We start from the raw sequence: 13,758 nt of genomic DNA, 5'->3' as shown, positions 1-13,758 counted from the left end.
GGGCCCGCGCCGCTTGCGGCGACGCATCGCGAGCTGCGCTCGCTCCTACCGGAGGGTGTGGGCCGGCGGAGCCTCAATCCCGCGCCAACGCCTCGATGGGGTCCAGCCGCGCCGCATTTCTCGCCGGCACGAAGCCGAACACCACGCCGATCAAGGTCGAACAGGCGAACGCCATCACGATCGAGGCCGGCGAGAACACCATCTCCCACTGTTTGACGAACAGCTCGAACAGGTAGCCGATCCCATACGACAAGCCGATCCCCACCACCCCGCCAAACAGGCAGACCATCACCGCCTCCACCAGGAACTGCTGGCGAATGTCCGACTGCCGCGCCCCCACCGCCATGCGGATGCCGATTTCGCGGGTGCGTTCGGTGACCGATACCAGCATGATGTTCATCACCCCGATGCCCCCCACCACCAGCGAAATCACGGCAATCAGCGACAGCAGCAGGGTCAGTGAGCGGCTGGTTTTCTGCACGGTCTGCATGATGCTGTCGAGGTTGTTGGTAAAGAAGTCCTTGGTGCCGTGGCGCTGCAGCATCACCTTGGTGACCTCCTCTTCCACTCGCTTGCTCGGCACCCCGTCCTTGATCCGCACGCTGATGCTGTCCAGGTGGCGCTGCCCCAGTACGCGCCCGGCAGCGGTTTCGTAGGGCACCCAGATGTTCAACTGGTTGCTGGCCACGAACAGGTTCTTGTTCTGCGCGGTAACGCCGATCACCGTGCACGGCAGGTTGCCGACCAGGATCACCTGCCCCAGCGGGTCGACGTTGCTGCCGAACAGGCGCGTGCGCGTGTTGTGGTCGATCACCACCACCTGGGCCTGGCGGCGGGCGTCGTCGGCGCTGAACACGATACCCGCGGCCAGGGGAATGTTGCGCACCTGGAAGTAGTGTTCGCTGACCCCGTTGAGTTGCACGTCCACGTCCAGGTTGCGGTAGCGCACCAGGGTGCTCTGGCCGATCACCGGAGTGGCGCTGTCGACGTAGTACAGCGCGTTCAGCGCCGCCACGTCAGCGGGCAGCAGCGTCTCGATGGTCTTGGCCCGGCTGTCGCCGAAGTTGCTGCCCGAATAGATGTCGATGGTATTGCTGCCGATCGCCTGGATGTCCTTGAGCACGTAGCCCTTGGCGCCTTCGCCAATGGCCGAGATCGACACCACCGAGGTGATGCCGATGATGATCCCGAGCATGGTCAGCAAGGTGCGCATGCGGTGCGAAACCAGGGCGATCCAGGCCATCTTGAAGGCCTCGCGGAACATCCCCAGGCTGGCCACCAGGCGTCGGCTGGGCGGAGCCTTCGGCGCGGCTTGGGCGGCGGGGGCAGGCACGCTGCCTGGGGCGTTGCTGCGGTCGCTGATGATCTGCCCGTCGCTGACCTCGATGATGCGCTGCGCATGGGCGGCCACCTTAGGGTCGTGGGTTACCAGGATTACCGTGTGCCCAGCGTTGTGCAGCTCCAGCAGGATGTTCATTACCTCCTTGCCGCTGGCGGTGTCCAGGGCGCCGGTGGGCTCGTCGGCGAGGATCACCTGGCCACCGTTCATCAACGCGCGGCAGATACTCACGCGCTGCTGCTGGCCGCCGGACAACTGGCTCGGGCGGTGTTCCAGGTGCCCGTTCAGGCCCAGGCGAGTCAGCAGCTCGCGCGCCCTTTCATGGCGCAGGGCCTGGGGGGTGCCGGCGTACACGGCTGGGATCTCGACGTTGTGCAGGGCATCCAGGTGCGGCAGCAGGTGGTAGCGCTGGAAGATGAAGCCGAAATGGTCGCGGCGCAGCGCGGCCAGGGCGTCGTCGTCCAGCTCACGGGTTTCCTGGCCGCCAACCTGGTAGCTACCGCTGCTGGCGTTGTCCAGGCAGCCAAGGATGTTCATCAGGGTCGACTTGCCCGAGCCAGAAGCCCCGATGATCGCTACCAGCTCGCCGCTGCGGATGTCCAGGTCGATACCCTTGAGCGCCAGGAACTCACGGTCACCGGCGAGGAAGCTGCGGGTAACACCGCGCAAGCGCAACAAGGCTTGGCCCTGGCCACTGGGCACTTCAAGGTGCGGGGTCAGCTCGACATTCATGTTCATGCTCACGCCCCTGATTCGCCAGACACCGGCTCGCCGATCACCACCCGGTCGCCTTCGGCCAGGCCGTCCTTGATCTGCACCTTGACGTTGTTGTTGATGCCGGTCTGCACGTTGCGCTGCTGGGCGAAGCCCTTGGCGTCGAGCACCCGTACCGGGAAGCTGCCATCGCCATTGCGCAGGCCCAGCGCGGCCACCGGCACGGTCAGCACGCCCTGGGCGGTGTCGAGCACGATATGCACCTGGGCGGTCATCGAGATGCGCAGGCGGTGATCGGGGTTGGGCACTTCGAACAGGGCGTTGTAGAACACCGCGCCCTTGGGCTTGGCACTGCTGCCGTCGCTTTTGTCGCTGCTTTGCGCGTAGTTCTGCGGCGCAGGCTCGGTGCCGCGCAGCTTGGCGTAGTAGCGCTTGTCTTCACCGAGGATGGTGAAGTACACCGCTTGCCCGGGGGTAATGTGGATCACGTCGGCCTCCGACACCTGGGCCTTGACCGTCATGGTGTCCAGGTCGGCCAGTTTCAGCAGCACGGGGGCCAGTTGGTTGGCGATCACCGTTTGCCCTTCCTGGGTGACGATGCCCACCACATGGCCGGTGATCGGTGCGTTGATGCGGGTGTAGCCCAGGTTGACCTTGGCCGTGTCGATTTCCACTCGGGCGCTCTGTATCTGGGCGTCCAGCGAGCGCACCGAAGCTTGCTTGACCTCATAGTCCGACTCTGCGTTCTCGAAGTCCTGGCGTGACACCGACTCGTCGGCCTGCAACTCCCGGTAGCGCTCGTAGACGCGCTTGGCCTGGCGCAACTGGGCCTGGGTCGAGCGCTTTTCGGCCTGCAGCTTCTCCTCGTCGACCTCGGCCTGGCGCAGGGTATTGCGCAGCACCAGGGGGTCGATCTCGGCCAGCCACTGGCCCTGGCTGACCTTGTCGCCGAGCTTGACCTTGAGCGATTTCAGCTGCCCGGACACCTGCGCGCCCACATCCACCTGCTTGATGCCTTCAAGCATGCCAGTGGCCAGCACGGCATTCTCGATGTCGCCCTTTTCCACGGTGGCGACAATGTATTGCGGCGGCTTGGCCGGCGCCTGCACCGCATACAGGGTGATGCCGGCCACCAGCACCACGGCGGCGCCGAGGCTGAATTTGCGAAAGCTGGATTTTTCCATGAACACTCACTTCCATTGAAAGCACATCATCAACGGCCTGCCCCGCCCCGAATGGGGCGGGACGCCTTCACTCACTGGGTCACCTTGCCCGGCTGCAACGCTTGCCCGTCGTGCCACCAGGCCGCCAGGCTGAACACATCCGGCACCTTGAGGATGCTGAAGTGATCCCCTGGGCCCTGCCACAGCGCCAGTTGCGGCATCAGCGCCTGCCAGCCGGCCTGCATCGCCGCCTGCTCGCGGGCATTGGCCGGGGCATCCAAACTGGGGTCGTCGACCAATACCAGCCCCACCGGCCCACGGTAGCCCTGCGCCGGCCGATAGCGCGTGCGCAGCGCCGTGGCGAAGGTGCGCACCGTGCCTTCCAGCACGGCGGGCGCCGAGCGCGCCGGCAGCAGGCCGGTGCGCACCATCGCCCCATGCAACTGGCGCAACTGCTCGTCATCGCTGGCCGCAGCAAAGCCCTGCGGCTCGATGCCCAGGGCTTTGCCGGTGGACAACTGCAGCGCCTGAATCAGCTTTTCCAGCGCCTGGCCAAAGGTGTACGGCCTGCCACAGGATCCGCCCTCGCCCGGCGCCTCGCTGTCGATCAAGGTCAGCGAACGCACCGTGCGGCCCTTGGCTTCCAGGCGCACGGCCATGGCGTGCGCCACCCAGCCGCCAAACGAATGGCCGACCAGGTTCAACGGCCCGTGCGGGTACAGCGCCTCGATCGCCTGCAGGTGGCGCTCGGCAGCCGCTTCCACGGTCGCATGGGGCACGGCTGAGCCTTCAAGGCCACGGGCCTGCAGCCCATACAGCGGCCACTCCGGCCCCAGTGCCTCGGCCAAGCCAATAAAACTGGTGACGCTGTCACCGGCGCCCGGCACGCAGAACAGCGGCGCATGGCCTGGCTGGCCACTCTGAATCGCTACCAACGGCTGGTACGCCGCCGGCTGCGCAACGGGGCGTGCCAGGCTGGCCAGCGCCTGTCCCAGGGCAGCGCCCAAGGCGGCCACATGCGGTGCCTGCATCATGCTGCGGTGGTCGCCGGGCACGCCGACTTCCAGCAGCACCTGGCCCGGCAGCGCCTCGTGCCAGCCGCGGCTGGCGCTGTCGTGCTCGGCGCGGAACAGGTGCACCGGCAGGTTCAGCGGCGCCAGGCGGTAGTGCGCCATGGCATGGCCGTGGGCCAGTTCACGTTCGAAGTAGTGGCGCAGCTGTTCATCGCCCATGCTCGACCACAGGCCGTACAACAGGTGGTGTTCCCGGCAACTGGCCAGCAGTTGGGTGAAGTCGGCCTGCTCGTTTTCCAGGCGTTGCAGTTGCGCCAGGGGCGCAACGCCCGCCTCGCCCTGGGAACGCCAGAAGCTGCTGCAGTTGAGCAGCAACTGGCGCTCCAGCGCGCCCGGGCCCTGCCAACGCGCCTTGCCCTGGTCGGCCAGGCGTGGCACGTAGGTGTCGATCAGGCCGAGGAATTCCACCTCCTGGTCCACGCCCAGCAGCTGGTTGGCCATCTCGAACGCCAGCACGCCGCCGAACGACCAGCCGGCCAGGCGATAGGGGCCGTGGGGCTGAACCTTGCGCAGCTGCTCGACCTGATAGCGGGCCAGGCATTCCAGCGTGTGCGGTTGCGCCTGGCCGCAGGGTATGCCTGGCAAGCCGTACACCGGAAAATCGCCGGGCAGGTGCTGGCCGAGCACGGGGAAGTAGAAGTCCAGGCCGGTGAACTCGTGAACGAGGAACAGCGGTGTCTGGCTGCCGTTAGCCCTGACCGTTACCACGGCCTGGGCGGGGTCGATGCGGCTGGCGTCCAGATGGCGGGCGAACGCGGCCAGGCTGGGTTGCTGGAACACATCATTGAGCGCCGCTGGCAGGTTGGCCTTAGTTAGTTTGTCCAGCAGGCGGATGGCGGCCAGGGAGTGCCCGCCCAGTTCGAAGAAATTGTCGTGGCGCCCTACCCGTTCCAGGTTCAGCAGTTCGCACCAAAGTGCGGCCAGCAGGATTTCGGTTTCGCCTTGTGGGGCTTCGTAGGGGCGCTCTTCGATGGCCTCGGGCTGTGGCAGAGCCTTGCGGTCGAGCTTGCCGTTGGGGCTTAGCGGCAGGGCTTCAAGGTGGATGAACAGCGCGGGCACCATGAATTCCGGCAGGTGCGCGAGCAGTGCCGTGCGCAGGGTTTGCGTGCTTTGTGGCTCGCCGGTGTAGTAGGCGACCAGGCGTTGTTCGCGGGCGATCACCACGGCTTCCTTGATGCCCGCGATGGCGGTGAGGCCTGCCTGGATTTCGCCCAGCTCGATGCGCAGGCCGCGCAGTTTTACCTGGTCGTCGTTGCGGCCCAGGTATTCCAGGTTGCCATCGGCGCGGTGGCGGGCCAGGTCACCGGTGCGGTACAGGCGCCCACCTGGGGCGAACGGGTCGTCGAGGAAGCGTTCGGCGGTGAGCTCGGCGCGGTTGAGGTAGCCACGGGCGACCTGTACGCCGCCGATGAACAGCTCGCCGGTGACGCCTTGGGGGACGGGTTGGCCCTGGGGGTCGAGGACGTACAGGGTGGTGTTGGCGATGGGTTTGCCGATGGGGGTGTTGTCCGGGGCGGTCAGGCAGTGCCAGGCACTGACATCGACGGCGGCTTCGGTTGGGCCGTAGAGGTTGTGCAGGTCGATGCCCGGGAGTTGCGTGTGGAAGCGGCGGACCAGGCTGCCTGGTAGAGCTTCACCGCTGCACAGGACCCGTTTCAGGGGTGAAGCATGGAGGATGGCACCGGCTTTGCCGGTGTTCGCGGGCAAGCCCGCTCCTACAGGGAGCGCGGTGGTATCGGGGGTGGAGGATAGGAAGACGTCCAGCATCGAAGGGACGAAATGCAGGGTGGTGATGGCTTCGTGCTCGATTACCTGGCGCAAGTAGTCCGGGTCGCGGTGGCCGCCGGGGCGGGCCATGACCAGGCGGGCGCCGGTTTGCAGAGGCCAGAGGAATTCCCATACCGACACATCGAAGCTGAACGGGGTTTTCTGCAGCACCACGTCTTCGGCATTCAAGCCATAGGCGTCTTGCATCCACAGCAGGCGGTTCACCACACCGGCGTGTTCGTTCATCACCCCCTTGGGCAGGCCGGTGGAGCCGGAGGTATAGATCACGTAGGCCAGATGGCGTGGCGTCAGGGCCGCCACCACCGGGTTAGTCGAAGACTGCTCGGCCCACGTTGGCTGGTCCAGGTCGATGATGCGGCCCGTTTCCGGCACATGCCGCGTCGCCGCATGCACCAGCACCGCCACCGGCGCGCTGTCGGTCAACATATGCCGAACCCGCTCAGCCGGGTAATCCGGATCGACCGGCACGTAGGCGCCGCCGGCCTTGAGAATGGCCAGCAAGCCAACCACCATCGACAGGCCGCGTTCCACGCAGATCGCCACGCGGTCATCGGGCTTGACGCCCAAACCGATGAGGTAATGAGCCAGGCGGTTGGCCTGCGCGTTCAACGCGCGGTAGCTCAACTCGCCTTCTTCAGCGCGAACCGCCACCGCCTCGGGCGAACGCAGCACTTGCGCCTCGATCATCCCATGCAGGGTCTGCTCAAGGTCGTACGCAACCGCCGTGTCGTTGAAATCCACCAGCAACCGCTTGCGCTCAGTGGCATCCGGCAAGCCCACATGCCCTGGCACGGCCTGGGCGCCTTCGGCAAAGGTCCACAGCACCTGCTGCAGGTACCCGGCGTAACGCTCGACCGTCGCCCGCTCGAACAGCGCCGTGGCATACACGATGCCGCCACTGAAGCCATCGGCGCCCTCGCCCAGGCTCAGGCTCAGGTCGAACTTGGCGATGCTCGCCTGCCCGGCCACTGCGGTCACCGTCAGGTCTCCCAACTGCAGCGCCTGGGCTTCGGAGGTAGCGTCCCAGTCCAGCGACACCTGGTACAACGGCGTATGGGCCAGGCTACGCGGTGGGCGTACCGCTTCGACCACCTGCTCGAACGGCAGGTCCTGGTGCGCCTGGGCGGCCAGCACGCAGGCCTTGACCTGCGCCAGCAAGGTGGCCACGTTCGGCATGCCGGCGGTGTCCACGCGCAGGGCAACGGAATTGACGAACATGCCGATCAGGCCATCGACCTCGGCCTGGCGCCGGTTGGCCAATGGCGAGCCAATCACCACCTCGTCCTGCCCGGCCAAGCGCGCCAGCAACACCGCCCAGGCGGCCATGAACAGCATGTACGGCGTCACCCCCTGGGCCCGGCACAGGGCCTTGAGCTCGTGGCTTAGCCGCGGGTCCAAGTTCAGCGCAACGCTGCCGCCGACGTACACCTGGCGCTCCGGGCGTGGCCGGTCCCATGGCAGGCTGAGCAAGGTCGGCGCGCCGGCCAGTTGCTGGCGCCAGTAGTCCGCCTGGCGCTGCAAGGCCTCGACGCCAAGCCAGCGCCGCTGCCACACGGCGTAGTCCAGGTAGTGCACCGGCAAGGCGGGCAATGGGTCCGCCTGGTCGTCGGTAAAGGCCCGGTACAACACGTCCAGCTCACGCACCAGCACCCCCAGCGACCAGCCATCGGCCACCAGGTGGTGCACGGTCAGCAGCAGGATGTGGTGATCCTGGCCACGCTGCAGCAGGCGGCCACGAATCGGCAACTCATGGGCCAGCACAAAAGGCTGCCCCGCTTCCTCGGCCATCAGTTGCGCCAACCCAGGCTCATCCAACGCTTGCACCGCTTCGCGGCCCAGGGCCAGGCCACGGGCGTCGGTGGCCAGCACCACGCGCGGTTCACCCTCCTGCTCCACGAAGTGGCTGCGCAGGCTCTCGTGGCGTTCGACCACCCGGCGCAAGGCGCGCTCCAGGGCCAGCACATCCAGCGCGCCATGCAGGTGCAGGGCAATGGGAATATGGTAGGCCGCACTGCCGCCGGCCATTTGCGCCAGGAACCACAGGCGCTGCTGGGCGAACGACAGCGGCAGGCTGCCCAGGCGCGGGGCCGGCTCAATGGCCGGCAAGGCCCGCTCGCCCTGTTGCCCAAGGCTGGCAGCCACTGCCGCCAGGCTGTCGTCGGCGAACAGCTCGGCCAAGGCCAACTCCAGGCCCAGGCGCTGGCGAACCTGGGCCAGCATGCGCATGGCCAGCAGCGAATGGCCGCCCAGCTCGAAGAAGCGGTCGTGGCGCCCCACCCGATCGCGTTGCAGCAACTCACTCCACAGCAGGGCCAGCGCTGTTTCGCGCTCACCCTGCGGGGACTCGAAGGCGGCCGTGGTGAAATCCTGCGGGCCGGGTTGTGGCAAGGCCTTGCGGTCGACCTTGCCGTTGTTGTTCAGCGGCATGCGCGCCAGCGCCACATAGGCGCCTGGCAGCATGTAGTCGGGCAGGCGACCGCGCAGGTAGCTGCGCACACTGCTGGCATCGACCTCGGCGCCGTGACAGGTGAACCAGGCCACCAGGCGCAGCGGCCCCTGGCCGTCCGGCAGCGCCATCACCACCGCCTCGGCGATGCCAGGGCACAGCGCCAGTTGCTGCTCGATTTCCCCCAGTTCAATGCGAAAACCTCGGATCTTGACCTGGTCGTCGTTGCGCCCCAGGCATTCCAGCTGGCCATCGGCCTGCCAGCGCACCAGGTCGCCGGTGCGGTACAGGCGGTCGCCGCTCACGAACGGGCTGTCGAGAAAACGCTCGGCGCTCAGTTCAGGCCGGTTCAGGTAGCCCAGGGCCACGCCATCACCGCCGATGTACAGCTCGCCAACCACGCCGCGCGGCACCAGCTTGCGCTGGTGGTCGAGCACGTAAACCCGGGTATTGCCGATGGGCCGCCCGATGGCCACCTGCGCGGCGTTGGCCGCCAGCGCCTGCACGTGGCAGGTGGTGGCGAAGGTGGTGGTTTCGGTGGGGCCGTAGCCATTGATAAGGCGCAGCGCCGGTGCCCGTTCGAGCAGCGCACGGAACGCGGCCGGCTCAGCCCGCTCGCCACCGCTGATGAGGATGCGCAGCCCCGCCAGCGCTTCTGGAAGCAACTGCACATACTGGTTGAACAGCGCGGTGGTCAGGAACAGCACGGTCACGCCCTGGTCTACCAGCGCCGCGGCGAAGCGCTGCGGGTCGACCAGGGTCGGGTGGTCGATCACCCGCACCTGCCCGCCGTTGAGCAACGCGCCCCACACCTCCAGGGTGGCGGCATCGAACGCCGGGTTGGAAGCGAAGGCGAAGCGGTCCTGGGCGTTGAAGTCGGCATAGCCGTTGTTCAGCACCAGCCGGGCAATGCCCCGGTGCGGCACGCACACCCCTTTGGGCTGGCCGGTGGTGCCGGAGGTGTACATCACGTAGGCCGCACTGCCGGTGTCCTGCGTCAGGCGTGGGTCGTGGCCGTCCTGGTCGTGCAGGGCCAAGCGGTCCAGGTCGATGCGGCGTACCGGCCATGGGGCCTCGGTTTCGGCCAGTGTCAGCAAGGCCACGGCCTGGCAATCCTCGACCATGAACGCCTGGCGCTCAGCCGGGGCGTGGATATCCAGGGGCACATAGACCGCTGCACACTTGAGCACCGCCAACTGCGCCACCAGCAACGACAGCGAACGCGGCAGCAGGATCGCCACGCAACTACCAGGCACCACCCCTTCGGCCATCAGCCAGTGAGCCAGGCGGTTGGCCTGCTGGTTGAGCTCGCCATAGCGCAAGGTCTGCTGGCCTTGCACGGCGGCCACGGCCAGCGGGTGACGGGCGACGCGCTGCTCGAACAGCGCGGCGACACCCTGTGCGCGGGGGTAGTCGTAGGCCGTGGCATTGAAGGCTTGCAGCAGCATCTGCCGCTCGCCCTCGTCGATCAGTTCAACCTGTTCCAGCGGGGCTTGGTCATTGCCGGCCATGGCCCACAGCAGCGCCTGGAAGTAGCCCAGGTAGCGCTGCACGGTCGCCTCGTCGAACAGCGCCGTGGCGTATTCCAGGCTGCCGGCCAGCCGGTCGTCATGCTCGCCCAGGTTCAGCGTCAGGTCGAACTTGGCCACCTGCCCGGCCTGGCCCACCGCTTCCAGCTCGAGCCCCGGCAATTGCAGGGCCGCGCCCTGGGTCGCCTGCCAGTTCAGGGTGGCTTGGAACAGTGGCGTATGGCCAAGGCTACGGGCAGGCCGGACGATCTCCACCACCTGCTCGAACGGCAGGTCTTGATGTGCCTGGGCGTCCAGCACACGCGCCTTCACCTGGGCCAGCAATGCCTCGGTGCTGGCCGCAGCGGCCGTGTCGATGCGAATGGCCAGGGTGTTGACGAACAGGCCGGCCAGCGCTTCGAGCTCGGCATGGCCACGGCCAGCGACCGGGCAGCCGATCACCACCTCGCTCTGCCCTGCCAGCCGGCTGAGCAAGGCGGCCCAGGCGCCGAGCACGGTCATGTACAAGGTCACCCCGTGGCGCTGGGCCAAGGTGCGCAGGCCGGCTGCCAGGCCTGGGTCCAATGCCAGCGCCAGGCTTGCCCCGGCAAAATCCTGGCGCTCGGGGCGCGGCCGGTCGCTGGGCAGGCGCAGCAGGCTGGGTGCGCCTTCAAGGGCCTGGCGCCAGTAGTCGGCCTGACGTTGCAGCTGTTCGCCGGCCAGCCAGCGCCGCTGCCACACGGCGTAGTCGCCGTACTGAATGGCCATCGCCGGCAGCGGGTCGTCCCGCCCTTGGCAGAAGGCCGGGTACAGGGCGCTCAACTCGCGGGTCAGCACGCCCAGCGACCAGCCATCGGCAACGATATGGTGCACGGTCAGGGCCAGCACGTGCTGGTCGCTGGCCACGCGCAGCAAACGCGCCCGCAGCAACGGGCCGTGGGCCAGGTCGAACGGCGCGCGAGCTTCTTCCTGCAGGGTGGCCGCCAGAGCATCGGGCTGGATGTCTTCGCGCCGGAACCAGCCGGCGCCAGGCGTGGCGGCGATGACCACCTCGGCACTGTCGTCGCGGGGCACGAAGCGGCTGCGCAGGGTTTCGTGGCGCTCGACGATGCGCAACAAGGCGCACTCCAGCGCATCGGCCTCCAGCGGCCCGCGCAAGCCCAGGGCCAGCGGCACGTTGTAGGCTTGGTTGCCGCCTTCCATCTGCGCCAGGAACCACAACCGCTGCTGGGCGAACGACATCGGCAAGGCGTGCTCGCGCGGCACCGCGACAATGGCCGGCAAGGCACTGCGCCCGGCGCCTGCCAGCACTTCGGCCACCGCCGCCAGCTCGGCATTGGCGAACAGCTCGGCCAAGGCCAGCTCCACGCCCAGGCGCACACGCACCTGAGACACCATGCGCATGGCCAGCAGCGAATGGCCACCGAGGGTGAAGAAATGGTCGCGGCGGCCGACCCGCTCCACCTGCAGCAACTCGGCCCATATCTGCGCCAAGGCGTTTTCCAATTCGCCCTGCGGGGCCTCGAAGCCCTGCTCGAACAACGCCGAGCGCTCTGGCTTGGGCAGCGCGCGGCGGTCGAGCTTGCCGTTGGCGGTCAGCGGCAGGGCCTGCAGTTGCACGAAAGCCACCGGCACCATGTATTCGGGCAGGTGGGCTTGCAGCTGCGCACGCAGGCTTTCGGGGGTTGCCGCCTCGACGGCGGCCTGGGGCGTGAAGTAGGCCACCAGGCGCGGCTGGCCGGGCTGGTCCTCGCGGGCCAGTACCACGGCCTCGGTGATGCCAGGCAGGCTGGCCAGGCGGCTCTCGATTTCACCCAGCTCGATGCGCACGCCACGGACCTTCACCTGGTCGTCGTTGCGGCCCAGGTAGTCGAGGGTGCCGTCGGCCAGCCAGCGTACCAGGTCGCCGCTGCGGTACATGCGCCCGCCTGGGCTGAACGGGTCGTCGAGGAAACGTTCGGCGGTCAGGTCAGGGCGGTTGAGGTAGCCACGGGCGACCCCGGCGCCGCCAATGTAGAGTTCGCCAGGCACCCCCAGCGGCGCGGGCTGAAGCTGCGCATCCAGCACGTACAGGCGGGCGTTGTCCACCGGCCGGCCAATGTGCAGCACCCCGCCCGCCTCCACCACCCCGGAGCTTGCGACCACGGTGGTTTCGGTGGGGCCGTAGTTGTTGACCACGGCAAAGCGCTGGGTGCGGTTGAACTGGCGCAGGCGATCGCCGCCAATCAGCAGGGTGCGCAGGGTCGGGTGTTCGAGCTGGTGGCTGAAGGCATACTCGGCCACCGGGGTGGGCAGGAAGCTTACATCCAGCGGCTGGCTGCGCCACCACGTCAGCATGGCGTCGAGGTCTTCGTTGCCCTCGGCGGGCGGCGCCAGGTGCAGGGTCGCCCCCGCGCACAAGGCAGGCCACACTTCCCAGGCCATGGCGTCGAAGCCGAAGCCGGCCAGGCACGAGGTGTGGCGGCCCTGGCACAGGTCGAACGCACGGCAGTGCCAATCCACCAGGTTGTTGACGGTGCGGTGCTCGACCATCACGCCCTTGGGCTGGCCGGTGGAGCCTGAGGTGTAGATCACGTAGGCCAGGTGGCGAGCGCTGTGCCCAGCCACCACCGGCGCCTGCGCCTGGGCCGGCCAATCAGGCTGATCGAGCAGCACCAGCGGCGCCGCCAAGGCCCCCAGGCGCTGACGCAAGGCGTGCTGGGCGAGCACCACCACTGGCGCGCTGTCGGCCAGCAGGTACTGCACCCGCTCGTCCGGGTGGGCGGGGTCGACCGGCACGTAGCCTGCGCCCGCCTTCAGCACAGCCAGCAGCGCCACCAGGGTGTCCAGGCCACGGCGGGCGAACACGGCCACCCGGTCGTCCGGGCGCACGCCCAATGCCAGCAGGCGGTGTGCCAGGGCATTGGCCTGGCGGTCGAGCTGGGCATAGCTCAGGCGCTGCGCGCCGCAGGTGGCGGCCACCGCGTCCGGCTGTGCCTGGGCCTGCTGCGCGATGCGTTGGTGCAGGGTCAGCGTCGCCTCGAAAGGGGCCGTGTGCTCATTGAACCCTTCGAGCAGCGCCTGGCGTTCGCTGTCGGGCAGCATCGGCAGCGCCAGCACTTCGGCATCCGGCCTGTGCAGCAGGCTTTCCAAGGTGTGCTGCAGGTAGGCGCAAACGCGCTCGGCAGGCACCTCGGGGCTGGCCAGCAAGGTCAGGCGGAAGCCTTCGCCAAGGTCGTCGATGCTGAGCGTCAACGGGTAGTTGGTGGCCTCGGCAGACTCGACGATATCGATGCCAGCCAGCGCTGCCCGCTGCGGCTCGGCAGCCGCCGCCGGCGCGCTGTGGCGGTAGTTGAGCAGTGCGTTGAACAGCGGCGCCGGGGCCGCTACGCCGCTGCAGCGCTGGGCCAGGGCCAGCGGTGCGTGCTCGTGGCGCATCAGCGCACTCAGGCGCTGATGGGTCGCGCGAATGGCGGTGGGCAGGTCGCCCTCGCCCAGGTCTACCCGCAATGGCAGGGTGTTGATGAAAATGCCCAGCGCCCGGTCGGTGGCCTCGGCGCCCAGCAGGCGGCCCATCAGCACCGTGCCGAACACCACCTGGTCACGCCCGGTCAGGCCGCCCAGCACCCGGCCCCAGGCCAGGTGGAACAGGCTGGCGACGCTCACGCCCAGGCTGCGGGCATGGGCGCGCAGGCCCTGGCACAGCACCTGGGGCAGGTCGAGGGCGTGTTCGTTGTGGGGCGAGCCG

The 13,758-nt window shown here is 68.0% G+C and carries 3 protein-coding genes (1 of these 3 only partly in view); all 3 read right to left on the bottom strand.

All coding sequences use genetic code 11. The features are described 5' to 3' along the window. Positions 1-73: 73 nt before the first annotated feature. A complete protein-coding gene (locus F3J44_RS17290; RefSeq protein ID WP_167070741.1) occupies positions 74-2,071 on the bottom strand; it encodes a MacB family efflux pump subunit in 1,998 nt (665 codons plus the stop codon). Between the two features lie 8 nt (positions 2,072-2,079). Continuing rightward, a complete protein-coding gene (gene macA, locus F3J44_RS17285; protein WP_167070738.1) occupies positions 2,080-3,237 on the bottom strand; it encodes a macrolide transporter subunit MacA in 1,158 nt (385 codons plus the stop codon). A 71-nt stretch (positions 3,238-3,308) separates the two neighbouring features. Next, positions 3,309-13,758, bottom strand: partial view of a non-ribosomal peptide synthetase gene (locus F3J44_RS17280; RefSeq protein WP_167274337.1) — the 3' portion only. It continues 917 nt past the right edge of the window; only the last 10,450 of its 11,367 coding nucleotides appear in the window; its start codon lies off the right edge, out of view; the stop codon is at positions 3,309-3,311.

Origin of the sequence: Pantoea sp. Tr-811 (assembly GCF_011752535.1) — a bacterium.
Taxonomy (GTDB): domain Bacteria; phylum Pseudomonadota; class Gammaproteobacteria; order Pseudomonadales; family Pseudomonadaceae; genus Aquipseudomonas.
This window is presented reverse-complemented; position numbering and strand designations above follow the sequence as displayed.